General features: G+C 69.7%; 20 protein-coding genes and 1 pseudogene. 11 read left to right on the forward strand and 10 right to left on the reverse strand.

Annotated features, from left to right (window positions below):
- Positions 1 to 48: 48 nt before the first annotated feature.
- From C438_RS14095 to C438_RS14110, 4 genes are read right to left on the reverse strand one after another with little or no spacing between them, the layout of a single operon-like run.
- Complete coding sequence (locus C438_RS14095) at positions 49 to 780, reverse strand: class I SAM-dependent methyltransferase (protein ID WP_004970188.1); 732 nt, start codon at positions 778 to 780, stop codon at positions 49 to 51.
- A gap of 12 nt (positions 781 to 792) precedes the next feature.
- The gene (locus C438_RS14100) at positions 793 to 1,692 is read right to left on the reverse strand and encodes a thiamine-phosphate synthase family protein (protein ID WP_004970190.1); all 900 of its coding nucleotides are present in this window, start codon (positions 1,690 to 1,692) and stop codon (positions 793 to 795) included.
- Entirely contained in the window at positions 1,689 to 2,276 is a 588-nt protein-coding gene (gene dcd / locus C438_RS14105) for a dCTP deaminase (RefSeq protein WP_004065038.1), read from the reverse strand. Before dcd ends, C438_RS14100 begins: the two co-directional genes overlap by 4 nt.
- 50 nt (positions 2,277 to 2,326) lie before the next feature.
- Positions 2,327 to 3,067: a Yip1 family protein gene (locus C438_RS14110; protein WP_004970194.1), complete on the reverse strand. Its 741-nt coding sequence runs from the start codon at positions 3,065 to 3,067 to the stop codon at positions 2,327 to 2,329.
- Between the two features lie 96 nt (positions 3,068 to 3,163).
- On the opposite strand from C438_RS14110, the gene pth2 reads away from it, so the two are divergent.
- Both pth2 and truD read left to right on the forward strand, forming a co-directional pair.
- Positions 3,164 to 3,502 carry a peptidyl-tRNA hydrolase Pth2 gene (pth2, locus tag C438_RS14115; RefSeq protein ID WP_004970196.1) on the forward strand — a complete coding sequence of 113 codons (339 nt, stop codon included), beginning with the start codon at positions 3,164 to 3,166 and terminating at the stop codon, positions 3,500 to 3,502.
- A complete protein-coding gene (truD, locus tag C438_RS14120; protein ID WP_004970197.1) occupies positions 3,502 to 4,890 on the forward strand; it encodes a tRNA pseudouridine(13) synthase TruD in 1,389 nt (462 codons plus the stop codon). The genes pth2 and truD overlap by 1 nt, the downstream gene beginning before the upstream one ends.
- Before the next feature lie 45 nt (positions 4,891 to 4,935).
- Here the strand turns inward: truD and C438_RS14125 are convergent, their stop codons facing one another.
- Positions 4,936 to 5,748, reverse strand: coding sequence for a hypothetical protein (locus C438_RS14125; RefSeq protein WP_004970199.1), 813 nt, complete (start codon positions 5,746 to 5,748; stop codon positions 4,936 to 4,938).
- A 126-nt stretch (positions 5,749 to 5,874) separates the two neighbouring features.
- Here C438_RS14125 and C438_RS14130 point away from each other — a divergent pair, with 126 nt between their 5' ends.
- Positions 5,875 to 6,600 (forward strand): DUF2103 domain-containing protein, encoded by a 726-nt coding sequence (locus tag C438_RS14130; protein WP_004970201.1) that lies wholly within the window; start codon positions 5,875 to 5,877, stop codon positions 6,598 to 6,600.
- A gap of 36 nt (positions 6,601 to 6,636) precedes the next feature.
- On the opposite strand, the gene C438_RS14135 is transcribed toward C438_RS14130, so the two are convergent.
- Positions 6,637 to 7,641 (reverse strand): NAD-dependent epimerase/dehydratase family protein, encoded by a 1,005-nt coding sequence (locus C438_RS14135; protein WP_004970204.1) that lies wholly within the window; start codon positions 7,639 to 7,641, stop codon positions 6,637 to 6,639.
- Between the two features lie 102 nt (positions 7,642 to 7,743).
- Between C438_RS14135 and C438_RS14140 the strand changes: the two genes are divergently transcribed.
- From C438_RS14140 to C438_RS19400, 6 genes are all read left to right on the forward strand, one after another.
- On the forward strand, positions 7,744 to 8,013 hold the full coding sequence (locus tag C438_RS14140) for a hypothetical protein (RefSeq protein WP_004970206.1): 270 nt from the start codon (positions 7,744 to 7,746) through the stop codon (positions 8,011 to 8,013).
- A 33-nt stretch (positions 8,014 to 8,046) separates the two neighbouring features.
- On the forward strand, positions 8,047 to 8,181 hold the full coding sequence (locus C438_RS14145; RefSeq protein ID WP_004044283.1) for a DNA-directed RNA polymerase subunit P: 135 nt from the start codon (positions 8,047 to 8,049) through the stop codon (positions 8,179 to 8,181).
- A gap of 1 nt (position 8,182) precedes the next feature.
- A complete protein-coding gene (locus C438_RS14150; RefSeq protein WP_004970212.1) occupies positions 8,183 to 8,452 on the forward strand; it encodes a KEOPS complex subunit Pcc1 in 270 nt (89 codons plus the stop codon).
- Positions 8,453 to 8,495: 43 nt separating this feature from the next.
- Positions 8,496 to 8,879, forward strand: coding sequence for a prefoldin subunit beta (locus C438_RS14155; protein ID WP_004970214.1), 384 nt, complete (start codon positions 8,496 to 8,498; stop codon positions 8,877 to 8,879).
- Positions 8,880 to 9,134 carry a DUF3194 domain-containing protein gene (locus C438_RS14160; protein WP_004970217.1) on the forward strand — a complete coding sequence of 85 codons (255 nt, stop codon included), beginning with the start codon at positions 8,880 to 8,882 and terminating at the stop codon, positions 9,132 to 9,134.
- 184 nt (positions 9,135 to 9,318) lie between these two features.
- Positions 9,319 to 9,525, forward strand: coding sequence for an HVO_0649 family zinc finger protein (locus C438_RS19400; protein ID WP_049920613.1), 207 nt, complete (start codon positions 9,319 to 9,321; stop codon positions 9,523 to 9,525).
- Positions 9,526 to 9,673: 148 nt separating this feature from the next.
- Here C438_RS19400 and C438_RS14165 read toward each other — a convergent pair whose 3' ends face one another.
- The 3 genes from C438_RS14165 to C438_RS14175 form a co-directional block, all read right to left on the reverse strand.
- On the reverse strand, positions 9,674 to 11,587 hold the full coding sequence (locus C438_RS14165; protein WP_004970221.1) for a DUF2070 family protein: 1,914 nt from the start codon (positions 11,585 to 11,587) through the stop codon (positions 9,674 to 9,676).
- A gap of 207 nt (positions 11,588 to 11,794) precedes the next feature.
- A complete protein-coding gene (locus C438_RS14170) occupies positions 11,795 to 12,346 on the reverse strand; it encodes a GMP synthase subunit A (RefSeq protein WP_004970223.1) in 552 nt (183 codons plus the stop codon).
- A 101-nt stretch (positions 12,347 to 12,447) separates the two neighbouring features.
- The gene (locus C438_RS14175; protein ID WP_004970225.1) at positions 12,448 to 13,017 is read right to left on the reverse strand and encodes a DUF7097 family protein; all 570 of its coding nucleotides are present in this window, start codon (positions 13,015 to 13,017) and stop codon (positions 12,448 to 12,450) included.
- Between the two features lie 102 nt (positions 13,018 to 13,119).
- Between C438_RS14175 and C438_RS14180 the strand changes: the two genes are divergently transcribed.
- Entirely contained in the window at positions 13,120 to 13,467 is a 348-nt protein-coding gene (locus tag C438_RS14180) for a DUF192 domain-containing protein (protein WP_004970226.1), read from the forward strand.
- Between the two features lie 207 nt (positions 13,468 to 13,674).
- Positions 13,675 to 15,214: pseudogene (locus C438_RS14185) on the forward strand ((R)-citramalate synthase).
- 80 nt (positions 15,215 to 15,294) lie between these two features.
- On the opposite strand, the gene C438_RS14190 reads toward C438_RS14185, so the two are convergent.
- Positions 15,295 to 15,474 (reverse strand): hypothetical protein, encoded by a 180-nt coding sequence (locus C438_RS14190; RefSeq protein ID WP_004970228.1) that lies wholly within the window; start codon positions 15,472 to 15,474, stop codon positions 15,295 to 15,297.
- Positions 15,475 to 15,506: the final 32 nt, after the last annotated feature.

The raw sequence follows: 15,506 nt of genomic DNA on the forward strand, positions 1-15,506 counted from the left end.
TCCGACATATCGTTTCTGTCGGCGAATCGAGTCACGCGGCGACGGTCGTTACTCCACGACGCCCGCACGAACCCGCGCGAAGCCGAGCGCGTGCGTCGTCCGGTGCGTCACCCGACAGCGCGATTCGAGCGCCCGATGGGCCGCGACGAGCCGCCGGTTCAGCACCTTCGTCGGCGACGCGCGCATCGTGCGCGACCCCGGCGGCGCGGTGACGCGGACGAGCGCCCGAAACACCGGGTTGAGCGGTCGCCAGCGCCGGTCGGTCGTCTCCGCGAGGTCCACGAGACAGAGCCGCCCGCCGGAGCCGACGAGGTCGGCCCACGACGAGACCACGGCCGCGGGGCCGGCGAACATCCCCGAGACGAACGTGGCGAGGACGGCGTTCGGGGCGTCAGGGACGCCGGCGGCGTCGTTCGGTCGGACCGGCGGGCGGGTCGCGTCGGCGCGGACGAGGTGGACGTTCGGGTACTCGCGGGTCCGCTCGCGGGCCACGTCGAGGACGCCGGGAGAGAAATCGACGCCGACGACGGTTCCCGCGGGACCGACGCGCTCGGCGAGGTACGGGAGGTTCGCGCCCGTGCCGCACCCCATCTCGACGACCGTCTCGCCCGGGTCGAGCGCGAGCGCGTCGGCGGCTTCGGTTCTGACGCTCCCGACGCCGGGCGCGCGGCGGGCGAGCGCGTCGTAGAGCGTCGCCCAGCGAGTGTAGAACGACTGGGCGACAGCCGACGGCGAGCGAGCGCGGGAACGGGAACGGGAGTTGGACTGTTCGGCTGTCATGGGACGGGAGCCTCAGAGCAGGACGCGGACCACGTCGGCGACGGCGGGCGCGTCGGGGCCGAGGATGTACGTGATGGGTTCGATGCCGTAGCCGCCGCTCTGGTAGACGACGAACGTCTCCGGGAGGTCGCGGTCGGCGAGCAGTTCGCGGACCGGGTCGGTCGGCGCGTCGGGGTCGAACTCGATGCACTCGTAGCCCGCGGCTTCGAGGTCCTCGATGACGCCCGCGTCGTAGACGATGTTGAGCGCGGCGTTCACGTCGGCACCGGCGGCGCGGGCCGAAAGCAGGACGCCCGCGACGTGGCCGCTGACGCCGAACTCGGGTTCGCCGGGGACGGTCGCCTGTCCCTTCACGTCGAAGATTCGGCCGGGGATGGCGGCGATGTCGTCCACGCTGTCGGCGTCCGGAAGCGACTCCACGAGGTTGGAGCCGACGTTCGGGATGAGCCCCGCGAAGCCGGAGGTGTTCGTGAGCATGCGGAGGCCGCGGCGGACCGACGAGCGGACCTGCTCGACGGTTCGGAGCCGGCCCTCGGGGTCGTGGATGCTCCGGAAGCCGTCGTGGGAGGCGAGTTCGGGCATCTCCTCCTCGTGGAGGTCAGACAGCAGGTCGCCTTCCTCCAGTTGGCGGATGAGGACCTCGGCCTCGACGAGCGCCTGCACGGGCGTCATGTCGCCGGTGGCGAGGCCGTCGCCGACGCGGGAGACGAGGTCGACGACGCGGGGGTCGGTGGCGACCCGCTCGTTCGTGCTGACCTCGCCGTGGGCGTACTTCGAGACGGCGCTCTGGCTGATGCCGAGCGCCTCGGCGACCTCCGACTGGGTGAACCCGCGGTCGCGGAGGTCCTCCGCGAGGAGCGCGCGGAACGTCGGGAGGAACGCGTCCACGACGATTTCTTCGATGAACTTCATTCGTCGCCACCGAACTCGGGGTCGGAGCTGAGCCGCGACGCCTGCGGCCCGCGCTGGCCCTGATACTTCGAGCCGCGTTCGACCCCGTAGGGGCGGTCGGCGGGCGACTTCATCTCCGTGAACACGAGCTGTGAGATGCGCATACCGGGAGTGAGCGCGACCGGCGCGGTGCCGAGGTTCGACAGTTCGAGCGTGATTTGCCCCTCGTAGCCGGGGTCGACGATGCCCGCGGTGGCGTGGATGACGACCGCGAGGCGTCCGAGCGACGACCGGCCCTCGACGGTCGCCAGCAAGTCGGCGGGAATCTCCACGCGCTCTTTGGTCGTGCCGAGGACGAAGTCGCCGGGGTGGAGGATGAAGTCGTCGCCCTCCGGGACGTGCGTCTCGCGGACGTACTCGGAGACCTCGCTCTCGCGGTTCGGGTGGATACAGGAGATGTTCGTGCGCTGGAACTCCAGGAATTCGGTGCCGAGACGGAGGTCGACGCTCGCGGGCTGGACCTGCATGTCCACGTCGTCTATCGGGTCGACCACGAGGTCACCCTCGGCGAGGCGGGAGAGGATGTCCGAGTCGGAGAGTATCATACTCGAAGGGAGCGCGTCGCGGACAAGTAAATCCACCTTCTCGGCGCGGCTCAGACGAGTTCGAACAGGAGGCCGACGAGGCTCAGGCCGACGGTGACGACGGCGGCCGACTCCACGTCGAGGTCGCGGGCGCGGGCCAGCCCGTAGGTCCGGACGTACGTCGCCCACGCGACCGTGACGACCACGACGGCCCCGCTGACGAGGCCGAAGCCGGAGAGCGCCGACTGCATCGCGGCGACCGCGGCGTCGGGCGTCGACGGGAGGTCGATTCGCGGGAGGGCGTAGGCGAGGTAGCCGGCGAGCGCGAGGGCGCGGACCGCGCTCGGGACCATCCCCCACGCGGCGACCGTCAGCGTCTCGCCGAACCCGCCCTCGCCGCCGACGAGCGACGTGCCGAGGTGGAGCATCGCCCCCTCGAACAGCCAGAACAGCGGCACGCCGACGAGCATCGCCCACGGCACCCACGAGATTTCGTCCCAGACGAGGTCGCCGAGGCGCTCGTCGAGCTGTTCGGGCACCGACGGGTCACAGCCCGCCGGGGCGCCCATGTCGTCGAACGGGCCGCCTTCTTCGTAGTTCTCGCACATCCAGTCCGGCGCGTGGTCGGGGTTATCGACGCTGACTCGCTGGTCGAGCTGTTGGGTGAACGTGACGAGGATAGCGCCGGTGGCGGCGGCGACGACGAGCGTCACGAGCGCGACGACGGCGAGCGCCCGCCGGGTGTCGAGCGGTCGCGGCCGCGACGCGAAGTACTCGCGCGGCTTGCGGAGGGGGGTTCGGGGACCTGCCATCGGTCGAACCACGGAGATGTCGGGGAAATGTCTTCTGCCCCGCACGTGACGCCCGCGATGGGAGGACATTTACCGCGTCGGCGGGGAGTAGCGGGCATGAAACAGGCCATCGTCGCACGCGCCGACCTCGGCATGGGCCGGGGAAAGCTCGCCGCGCAGGTCGCCCACGCCTCGCTGTCCGCCTACGAGGACACCGACTCGCAGACCCGGAAGCGCTGGAAGGGCGGCGGACAGAAGAAGGTCGTCCTCAAGGCCAACGGCGAGTCCGAGCTGTTCGCACTCGCCGACAAGGCCGAGCGGGCGGGCATCCCCCACGCCATCATCCGCGACGCGGGGCACACGCAACTCGACCCCGGCACGGTGACGGCGCTCGCCGTCGGCCCCGCCGATGACGACGAAATCGACCGCGTGACCGGCGACCTCTCGCTGTACTGATGCGCGAGGCACACCCGCTGGAGCGCGCGGTCGGCATCGACAGCTACGTGAGCGACGCCGACGGCGTCGGCGGCCGCCTCCGCGTCGCACCCGAGGACTTCCGCGTGCGCGAACTCGAACTCGACTCGCTGAACGTCCGCCCGCCGGACGCGCCGACCGGCGACTTCCCGAACCTCGTGCTCCGCGTCACCCTCCGCGGCTGGGACACGAACGACTTCGCGGGTCGGCTCTCTGACGAACTCGACGCGAGCAGAGAGCGCGTCTCGTGGGCCGGCACGAAGGACAAACACGCCGTGACGACCCAGCTTTTCACCGTCAACGGCGGCGACGCCGCCGACGTGCCCGAGATTCCGAACGCCGACATCGAAGTCGTCGGCCGCCTCGGGCGCACGCTGAACTTCGGCGACCTCGCGGGCAACGGCTTCCGCATCCGCGTCCGCGACCCCGAGAACCCCGACAACGCCGCGGCGGTCACCGACGCGCTCGCCGACTTCGGCGGCCGCGAGGGCCGCGTCGGCGTCCCGAACTTCTTCGGTCACCAGCGGTTCGGCAGTATCCGCCCCATCACGCACAAAGTCGGCCTCCACGTCGTCCGCGGCGAGTGGCGCGAGGCCGTGTTGGCGTACTGCGGCGGGCCGACCGAGGACGAGCCCGAGGAGACCCAAGCGGGCCGCGCCGTCGTCGACGAGGAGGCCGCGTCGGCCGACCCCGACTGGCACCGCGCGCTCGACCGGATTCCGGGCTACCTCGGCTACGAGCGCGGCATGCTCCACCGACTCGCCGAGGACGGCGCGGAGACCGACGAGGACTGGCGCAACGCGCTCGAATCCGTCCCGTCGAACCTCCAGCGGCTGTTCGTCAACGCCGCGCAGTCCTACGCGTTCAACCGGATGCTCTCGGAGCGCCTCGACCGCGGCCTCCCGTTCGACGAACCCGTCGAGGGCGACGTGGTCTGCTTCGCCGACCGCGACGCCCCCGAGGGGTTGGAACTCCCCGACGTGAGCCGCCTCCAGAGCGCGACGGGCCGCCGGGTCGAGGTCATGGGCCGGCACATCGAGCGCGGCCGCGCGTTCGTCACGGCCCCGCTCGTCGGCACGGACACCGAACTCGCCGAGGGCGAACAGGGCGACATCGAGCGGGCCGTCCTCGACGACCTCGACCTCGCACCCGGCGACTTCGACCTCCCCGGCAACTTCCGGTCGAGCGGGACGCGACGGGCGATTCTCGTCCGCACCGACCTCGACGTAGAGCGCGAGGGCGACGACGCCGACGGCGCTGACGGCACTAACGGCGCTGACGACCTCGTCTTCGACTTCGCGCTCCCTCACGGCTCGTACGCGACGGCCGTGATGCGCGAGTACCTGAAGGCCGGACCGCTCGACCTCTGAGAATCGAACCGAGACGCGAACGTACAATCGAACCGAGACGCGGACCTACTGTTCTACGGCGTTCGCGGCGGGACTGGCTCCCGCCTGCCGCGTCGCGTCCGCGGTGCGCGTGGTCGCGTAGCCGATGGCCGCGAAGGGAAGCGAGAGGAGCGTCGCGGCGACCGCGAATCCGACCGCGAGGCCGACGGCCACCGGGTCGAAGCCGGCGGCCTCCGCGGCCGGCGGGAAGTACGACCACGCGGGGACGGCGAACGCGAGCGCCGAGACCGCCGCGCCGAGGCGGAACCGGCCGCGGGCGCTGGCGACGCCGAGGGCGTAGCCGACGGCCAGCGGGAGCGCCAGCGTGGCGGTCCGGGCGACCGCGGGCCCGGCGACGAGCGACGCGACGGCACTGGCGAGGGCCACGGGTGCCATCGCGTACAGCGACCCGGTGACGACGCCCTCGGCGTTCGAGCGGCCGGCGAAGACCGCACCCGCGGCGGCGAGGAGCGCGACGCCCGCGCCGGCGACGACGACCGGCCGGTCGCGCGCGAAGATAACCACGAGCGGGACGGTCGCCGAGGCGACGAGCGCGAACGCGATTTCGGCGGTCGTCCGCGTGTCCGCGGGGTCACGGTGGGCGACGAAGGCGCGGAAACTCCCGGCGGCGACCCACGCGAAGGCGGCGAACAGCGCGGTCGAAAGCGGCGCGGCCCGGCTGAGATACGAGGCGACCCCCCGACCCGTGTCGAGCGCCGACTGGCCCAGTTGCGTCGCGAGGCGGACGGTCGTCTCGGGGTCGGCCGCGAGCGCGACCAGCCCGACGAGGCCGGCGAGCGCGAGCGGCGACAGCGACGCGAGAAGGGCGCGGCGGCGCATACGGAGTGGTCTCTCGGACACGGGGACGAATATGTTTCGCCGAGCGAGTCGCACGCCGGGAGCCGCGGCGCGTCCGACCCGACCCGCATAAACGACCTTTTGTACGCGCACGTCCGACACGTCGATATGCACTGTCGGCGGTGTGGAAACCCGTTAGAGAAGCCGGGAGACTACTGTCTCACCTGCAACACCGCCAACTGCGACGCCGTCGTGGCCGTCTTCGAGGCCGACCGCGCGACGCTGACGTTCCTCGACGAAGAAGACGTGCTCGGCGAGACGACGGTCACGACGATACCCGAGTCGGACGACGAGACGAAGGTGGTCCAACTCCGCAACTTCGCCGGCCTCGTCGCCGACGAGATTCGGCGCAAGCGCCCCGAAACCGTGTACGCCGCGGGCGAGCGCGACCCGTTGCGCGAGACGCGCGCGCAACTCCACCACGAGTTCTACCGCGTCTCCGACGACGACCCCGTCCAGCGCGTCCTCGACACCCGCGGCGAGCGGACGCTGGAGGTCGTCGACATCCCGCCCGCGGAGAAACTCGGCGGGAGCCACAGCACGCTCATCGGCGGGCGACGGGGCCGCCGGGCAATCGGCGTCGTCGCCGGCCACCCGCACGTCAAGAAGGTCATCCCCGGCCCCATCGACGCCGGCGGCACCGGGTCGCGGACGGGCCTCCGGGCGAAGGTCACCCGCGCCGACGACAACGGGAACGTCAGGCTCCTGCTCCGCGACGGGTCGAGCGTCCAAGAGAACCGCATCGTCACGACGGCGATGAACCGCGAGACGGGCGAGCGCGTCCGCGACGACCTGAACGAGGCGCTTCGAGAAGACGGGTTACAAGACGAGTAGCGGGTGGGAGCGCCGAGCCGGAATCGAGTGAGCGACTCAGGCCGACTCGGTCGCGCCCTCCGGGGCCGTCTCGATGCGAATCGGCTCCGTCTCGCTCGCCTCCCCCCGCGACTCGTACCACGCGACCGTCTCGGCGATGGCGTCTCGCAGGGGGGTCGGTTCGACGGCGTCGCCGAACGCCTCGCGGAACTTCGCGTCGCGGACGACGTACGGCTCCTCGAAGGCGTACCGCATCTCCGAGAGCTCCTTCAGCGGTGCGCTCAGGTAGCCGCCGAGGGTCAGCGCGACCCCCGGCGCGGCGATGATGCGCGGGAAGCCGGGGTCGACGTCGGCGGCCTCGTAGACGAGGTCGACGAAGCGGCGCGTCGACACCGTCTCCGGGTTCGGGACGTGCCAGACCTCGCCGAGCGCCTCGTCGCGCTCGCCGAGGAGGACGAGCGCCCGCGCGAAGTCGGGGACGTAGGTGTAGGTGTGGGCGAGTCGCGGGTCGCCGAACACCTTCGCGCGCTTGCCGGCGACGGCGGCCCCGAACACCTGCTCGCCGACGACCGACTCGCGGACGCGCGGACCGAAGAAGTCGCTGGCGCGGCCGATGGTCGCCTCGACGCGGCCCGCCTCGTGGGCGTCGAGGACGATGTCGGCGCACTCGGCTCTGGTCTGTCCCTTCGGGCCGGTCGCGGCATAGGGGAGGTCCTCGGTGAGCCGCACTTGCACCGGGCCGTACATGTAGAGGTTCTCGGCGACGACGAGGCGCGCGCCGGCGGCTTCGGCCCCCGCGACGATGCCGCGGGTGAGGTCGGGGAACAGTTCGGGCCAGTCGTCGTACGGCGGTTTGGCGCAGTGGTAGACGACATCCGCGTCCGCGAACGCGGCGACGGCGCGGTCGGGGTAGAGCACGTCGGCGAGGCGGCTCTCGACGCCCTCGGGGAGGAAGTCGGGTTCGTGGCGGGTCACCGCGGCCACGTCCTCCCCGCGTTCTCGGAGCTGTTCTATCACCGCGAGTCCGACGGGACCGGCACCCACCACCACGTGTTGTGTCATGACCTCCCGTACGCGCGCCGGCGACAAAGCGGTGTCTAGGCCCGTCAGGTCCCGAGACGACTCGTAGGGTTTATCCATACCGGCGAGGTAGTTCGCGGTACTATGGCCGACAACAAGGCACGATCCGTCGGTAGTTCCGGGCGCTTCGGCGCGCGGTACGGCCGCGTCGCTCGACGCCGCGTCAAGGAAATCGAAGCAGAGATGCGCAACTCCAAAGTCGACGGCGACGACGTCACTCGCGTCGAAACCGGCGTCTGGAAGAACGAGGAGACCGGCGAGATTTTCACCGGCGGCACCTACCGACCGCAGACCCCCGCCGGCAAGCAGGTCCGTCGCTCCATCCGCGCCGCGCTCACCGGCGAGGACGAATAACTCCCAAGTAGCCTCGACGCTTTCCATCTCACAATGAGCTACAAGTGTTCCCGGTGCAAGCGCGATGTCGAACTGGACGAGTTCGGTGGCGTCCGCTGTCCGTACTGCGGCCACCGCGTCCTGCTGAAAGAGCGGTCGCCTAACGTCAAAGAAGTCGCCGTCGAGTAGCGTGCGCCCAGCGCACAGCGCTTCGCTCGAATTCGACTATTCTACCGAGCGGCGCGCGCGCGTCGTCGAGCGAAGCGTCGCCGTCGAAGAGGGCGAGATAGACGACGCTCGGTCCGGCGCGCGCGTCACCCGCGAGGAGCGGACCGTCGTCGTCACCGTCGAGGCCGGCGACCTCGTCGCGCTCCGCGCGGGCGTGAACTCGTGGATACGGCTCGTGGAGACCGCAGAGCGCGTCGCTTCGGCGGGGAGCGCGCTGTCGGAGTCCGCGTAGGAGACCGCGGGTGTTTTAGGGCCGGCGTCCCGTCGGTTCGGGTATGCAGGGAAGTCTACCGCCGGAAGCCCAGGAGAAGCTCGAAGAACTGCAGAACCTTCAGGAGACCGCCCAGAACGTCTCCGAGCAGAAGCAGTCCTCCGAGACCGCGCTCAACGAGGCGCAGACGGCGCTCACCACGCTCGAAGAGATCGACGCGGACTCGAAGATGTACCGCGAAGTCGGCGAACTCCTCATCGAGACCGACTACGAGTCGGCCAAAGACGACCTCGAAGAGAAGGTCGAGAACCTCGAAGTGCGCGTCGAACAGCTCACGAAGCAGGAGACGCGCGTACAGGAGAAGTTCGAGAGCCTGCAGGAAGAACTCCAGCAGATGCTCCAGGGCGGCGCGGGCGGCGCGGGTCCGATGGGCCCCGGCGGCGCGTAAATGCCACAGCCGACGGACGAAGAGGTGGTCGAGACCGCCGCGGAGGCGGCTGAAGGCCTCATCTTCGCCCGCTTCAAGCAGTCTCGCGTCAAGGACTTCGACGTCACCGTGACGTTCGAAGACGGCGTCCTCGACGTGGACGTGTACGTCAACGCGCCCGACGACGCCGACGACGCGGAAGCGGTCGCCGAAGAGGCGGCGTTGACGGCGCAGGAGGCCGTGGACGAACTGTTCGCGGCCGCCGACGAAGAGTAAGGGACGTTCTCGCGGGCACCCCCCGCACTCGGTTTCTCCCGGCGAGCGGCCGCGCTGTCGCGGCCATCGCGCGGAACGAACGCGAAGCGATTCGCTCACGGAACTTTGGATTCCGCAAGTATCACCGCGGGTCGGTGTGAAACCACCCGACACAATTAAACATGATAGTGATGTATGTTACCTCATGTCAATACGGAGAACCCCGAGAGGGACGACCGCGTTGGACCGGTTACGAGAGCGATACAGCGAGGCCGACCTCACCTGTTCGAAGTGCGGCTTCACCGACGACGACGGCGAGTGGTCGGCCAAGACGACCGGGTCGAGCGTGTTCTACCGGCGCGTCTGTCCGAGTTGCGGCGCTATCGAGACGCGAACGCTCTCGCTGAAGTAGTACGGCGGGCGGTCGCTCGTCGCTCGAATCGACCCGCGAGTGACGACGCCGGAACCGCAGAGAACGAGAACATAAACGAGAACGAGAGGTGAGAGAGCGCCGGACGAAGACGAGCCTCTGACCGCCGGCCGCCGGCCGCCGGCGTCGCCTACGCGAGGAAGAACACGAGCAGGCTGACCGCCATCGCCGCGAGGATGAGCGCGATTGCGAGCGCCCCGCCCATCGAGACGACGACGTTGGCGTGGCTGGCGAGCGTCTCGGTGCGGTCGTTGCCGAAGATGGTCACCTCGGCGCGCTCTGTCGCCATGCCGGCGACGACGGGTTCGGCGTCCGCGAGCGCGTCGTCGACGAGGCGCTCGATAGTCGCGCAGAGTTCGTCGGGGTCGATGGCCGCGCCGACCTGATTTTCCGCCTCGACGGTGTTGACGATGTGGGTGTCCGTCGTCATCACCTCGGCCACGTCGGCTCTCGCCTCCGGGCCGGTCGTCAGCCCCTCGACGATGCGGTCGCGCAGGCCCGGTTCCATGTTGTTGCCGTCGATGAGGACGTACGCGGTCGTCTGGTCGCCGACGGTCGTCGCGGCCACGCGGATGCCCAGCGGGCCGATTCCCTCCCGCGTCGTCCAGTCGGTCGGGTCGAACGCCGTTCCCAGCGAGAGCGACCCGGACGGCGACGCCGAGAGCTCCTCGCCCGCGAGTCCGGCGGCGGTAATCATGTCGAACGACCGCTTGCTCCCCGGCGTGACGTGGCCGAGGTCGGGGCCCTGAAGCCCGTTGTTGCAGTTGTGGGCGTCGACGAGAAGCACGTCGCGCAGTCCCGACGTGCGGGCCTCTGCGGACGCCGACAGGCCGACCGCGTACTCGACGTCGTCCGCGAACTGCGGGGCGTACGTCGAGACGAGAAGCGCGTCGTCGCCGAAGCGCTGACCGAGCATCTTCGCGTCGCCGGACTGCACGCGGACGCTCTCGGTCACCTCGGAGCTGTACTCGATGCGCTCGTAGGCGTCGTCGGCCGCGTCGAGGACCACGTCCACCTCGCGTTCGGTCACGAGGTTGAAGTCGTGGCCCGCGGTCGCGTGGGGCGGGAACACGAGTCCCTCGCCCCGGCGGGCGACGCGCTCGGGAAAGTTGCCGCCGCCGATTTCGCCCATCGGCCCGGGGTGAATCATCGGGAGGACGAACCGCGCCTTCTCGGTGCCGTCCTCCCGCTCGAACGAGAGCACGGTGACGGGGACGATGGCCTCCTGTCCGAGCTGTTCGAAGAAGTCCTCCAGTTCGCGGGTGCCCTCGGCGATGTGGCCGATGAAGCCGCGGATGAAGTCGAGGACCGACACGCCGAGCCCGCGACGCCACGGGCGGTCGACGATGCGGAGGAAGACGTAGACGCCGATGGCGTACATCACGCAGGTGATAGCGAGGAGCTGGAAGTGGCTCAGCGCGATGGCCGACAGCTCCGGCGGTGCCCGGTCGGGGCGGGCGAGGTAGGGCATCAGATAGGCGTCGAGGATGGGGCCGCCGACCTCGAAGAAGCGGAGCGTCCCGCTGTAGACGAACAGGAGCGCGGCGGACGTGAGCGTCTGGATGCTCGCCGGGACCGCCGCGATGAGCAACGACGACCGCGAGACGGCCATCACGATGAGCAGGCGGAAGGCGAACACCGACGCGAGGGCGACCACGAGCGCGTCGAAGATGAACGTCTGGCCGAGGCCCGTGAACACGGAGACGATGGCGGCTCCGGTGAGGAACGTGACGATGATTACCTCGCCGGCGAGCGCGAGGAGCGACGAGCGGTTGTGCGTCAGCTTCCCGCCGACGAACCGGTCGACGCCGGTGGTGCCGAACGCCGCGACGACGGTCGGAATCCCGATGAAGAAGATGCCTTCCCAAGCGTCTCTCCCGAGGAAGAAGATGCCCCGCCACGACCCGGCGAGGTCCCCGGAGTCGAACGCGCCGATACCCGCCATCGCGGCGACGAGCAGGGCGAACCCGAGACTCGTGTACCAGCTGGGCGCGCGGAAGATGAACCGCGAGAGCCCAGCGAGGTCGCTCTGGGTGGAGGTCATTTCCCGAACAGACAGAACGGAGGCCGGTAAATGTCTCGGCTTGATTCCGGGAAACGACCATGAAAGAGAGCGCGTCGTGTCGCCGGAGTGCGGTTTTCCGCGGCGGCGACAGGAGAAGTGAGTGCGGCGACAGGAGAGAACGCGACGAGTCACCGCGGAGAACGCGGTCGCGGTCGCGTCGAAGACGGCCGACCGCTCAGCTCTCGATTACCGCTCGCAGATGTCGATGAAGTTCTCGAACACTTCCTCGCCCTCGTCGGTGTGGGCGACTTCCGGGTGCCACTGGACGCCGTAGAGGTCGCGGTCGGTGTCGCTCATGGCCTCGATGGTGCACACGTCGCTCGTGGCGGTGTGCGTGAAGCCCTCGGGGACCTCCTTGACCTCGTCGGCGTGGCTGGCCCAGACGCGGGTCTCGGGGGCGAGCGAGCCGATAAGGGGGTCGTCCTCGTCGAGGATTTCCACGTCCACGTCGGCGTAGCCGCCGTAGTCGCCGGAGCCGACGCGACCGTCGAGTTCTTCCGCGAGAATCTGCATGCCGAGACAGATGCCCAAGACGGGCACGTCGAGGTCGAGGTAGTCGGGACAGCGGCCGATGCGGTCCATGTCGGGGCCGCCGGAGAGGACGATGCCGTCCGCGTCGATGTCCGCGGGGTCGGTGTCGTTGTCGACGAGTTCGGTGTCGACGCCGAGGTCGCGGAGCGCGCGCCGTTCGAGGTGGGTGAACTGCCCGTGGTTGTCGATGACGACGATGCGGGTCATGTCCCGGATTGGACCACCGTGCCTAAAAGTCAATCGAAGAGTGGTCGAGATACGCGTATCCGTGCATCAGATTGGCGCGTCAGGGACAGTCGGGTCGCGATTCACTCGTCGCCGGCGCGGTCCCGCGCCGTCTGAAACCCGAGTTCGTCGAGTTCCTTCGTCCGACGACCCTCCCGCTCGGCGAGTGCCTCGACGTCGGGCGAGGCGTCGTCGTCGATGCGCGCGAACGACTTGTGGACCTTCGTGTGACACCACCGACAGAGCGCGACGGTGATTTCGTGAGAGGGCTTGTCGCCGTCGCCGTCGCCGTCACTGTCACCGCCACCGTGGGCACCGTCACCGTCGCGGCCGCCGTACGAGAGGTGGTGCGCTTCGAGGAGCGGGCGGGCGGTCGAGTCGTGGGCCATGCGGACCTCTTCGAGGCCGCACCGGACGCATTCGCGGCCGCTCGTCGTCGAGGCGTAGTGCGGGCAGTCGCGGAAGTCACAGCCCTCGGCGGCCGCGACGCAGTCGTAGTCCGCTCGGGCGCGCTCGCGGGCGAACGCCGGGTCGCGGTCGGCGTACTCGCGGGCGAGCCGGCACGCGCCGTCGCTCGTGAGGTGGTCGCAACGGCCGGCGTGGTCGTAGGGGTCGTCGACCCCCACGGGCGTCCCTGTCGGCGTCCGCTCCATGGGGCGCGTTCGGGGCGGGGCAAGCCTAAACGTTGCTCTCGGCGGCGGACGGCCCGCCGTCTCGGCGGTGGTTTCATCACGTCCGCCGTCGAAGCCGGCCCCGTGAGACTCGTTCACCGACAGAACGGAGACCAATCGACCCTCGCGTCGAACGTCGAGACGGCCGACTCGTTTCTCTCGCAGGCGCGCGGGCTGATGTTCCGCGGCTCCGTGCCGGACGACTACGCCCTCGTCTTCCGGTTCGACGACGCCGACCGCCACAGCCTCCACATGGTGTTCGTCCCCTTCGACATCGACGCGCTCTGGCTCGTCGGCGACGAGGTGACGAAGAAAAAGCGGCTGTCGGCGTGGACGGGCATCGGCTTCGGCATGGCCGACACCATCATCGAACTCCCCGCGGGCGCGGCCGACGGCGTCGAACCCGGCGACTTAGTCGAGATATCGGAGTGACTCGCCGGTCTCGAATCAACGCCCGTCCAGCGCGGTCCCCGGAGAGACACCAATTTCTGTCGGAACCATCTCTTTTATCCCTTCATCGACAAATGTGTTCAACTACTATGTCGGAACCTACCACACCGACGGAGGATAGAGTAAGTCGTCGCGAGACGGCTGGCTGTGAAATTCGACGGTTCTAACCCACAAGGACACGATTCTACCGTGAACGAACGATTCGGGAAGACCCCCGAGCTACGCACTTCTGATTCAGTACAGCTCTTAGACACCACGCTCCGCGACGGCGAACAGGCCCCCGGCGTCTCCCTGACGCCGGCCCAGAAGGCCGACATCGCCCAGGCGCTCGACCGCGCCGAAGTCGATTACATCGAGGCCGGAAGCGCCTGCACCGGCCCCGGCGAGCGCGAGACGATAAAGCGCGTCACGTCGCTCGGCCTCGACGCGACGGTGACGAGTTTCGCCCGCGGCGTCAAGAACGACGTCGACCTCGCGCTCGACTGCGACGTCGACGGCATCACGCTCGTCGTCCCGGCGAGCGACCGACACGTCGAGTCGAAGGTCGGGACGACCCGCGAGGACGTCGTCGAGACGACCGACGAGCTCGTCGCCTACGCCAAGGACCACGGCCTCTGGGTCGAGGTCATCGGCGAGGACGGCTCGCGGGCCGCCCCGGAGTTCCTCGAATCGCTCGCCCGCGCCAGCCACGACGCCGGTGCCGACCGCTTCTGTTTCGCCGACACGGTCGGCCACACGAGCCCCGAACACACCTACGAGGTCGTCTCCCGACTCGCCGAGTTGGGTCCGACCTCGACGCACACCCACGACGACCTCGGCCTCGCGATGGCGAACGTCCACGCCAGCCTCGCCGCGGGCGCGGACCTCGTCCACACCACGGTCAACGGCATCGGCGAACGCGCCGGCAACGTCGCGCTCGAAGAGGTCGCCATCGCGCTCGACCACTGCTACGACGTCGAGACGGTGAAGCTCGACGAACTGTACGCGCTCGCCCAGAAGGTCGCACAGGCCACGGGCGTCGCGCTCCCGCCGAACAAGGCGGTCGTCGGCCAGAACGCGTTCACGCACGAAAGCGGCATCCACACCGACGGGACGCTCAAGGACGACGCGATGTACGAGCCGTACCCGCCGGAGACGGTCGGCCGCGAGCGCCGCCTCGTCCTCGGGAAGCACGCCGGCCGCGCCGGCGTCAAGGCCGCGCTGGAGGAACACGGCGTCGACGCCACCGACGAGGAGGTCGCGGCCGTCGTCGAGCGCGTGAAGGAACTCGGCGACCGCGGCAAGCGCGTCACCGACGCCGACCTCCTCGCGTTCGCAGAGGACGTACAGGGCCGCGAGCGCGCCCGACAGGTCGAACTGCTCGACCTCACGGCCGCCTCGGGCGGCGGCACGCCGACCGCGAGCGTCCGCCTCCGCGTCGAGGACGAGGAACGCGTCGCCTCGGGCACCGGGGTCCGGCCCGGTCGACGCCGCGGTGAAGGCCGTCCGCGAGGCGCTCGGCCCCGACGCTGACGCCCAACTCGACGAGTACCACGTCGACGCCATCACCGGCGGCACCGACGCCGTCGTGACCGTCGAGGTGACGATGTCGCTCGGCGACCGGAGCGTCACCGTCGCCGCTTCGCACGCCGACATCACGCGGGCGAGCGTCCAGGCGATGGTGAACGCGCTCGACCGACTGCTCGCGCCGAACCACACGTCGCCGACGCCCGCGTCGGCCGACGACTGAGAAAACGACCCTGTCGCGTCCGCGTTCGCTCCCTTTCTCGCGGACGGCCGATTTCGCTCTGAGACCCCAGTTTCTCCGAGTTACTGCGTCTCTTTGGCGACGAGGTACGTCCAGCCGCCCCGGCGCTCGAACCCGATAGCGTCGTCGCCGAGTTCCGTCTCGGCGAAGTCGGCGACGCGGCCGGTCCGGACCGTCGTCACGTCGATGCGTCGCGTCCCGCCCCGTTCGCTCGTGTCCGCGCTTGCTACGTTCGCACTCATACCATCGCTGACGCGGGCAGGGGATATGTATC

Origin of the sequence: Haloferax denitrificans ATCC 35960 (assembly GCF_000337795.1) — an archaeon.
Lineage (GTDB): Archaea > Halobacteriota > Halobacteria > Halobacteriales > Haloferacaceae > Haloferax > Haloferax denitrificans.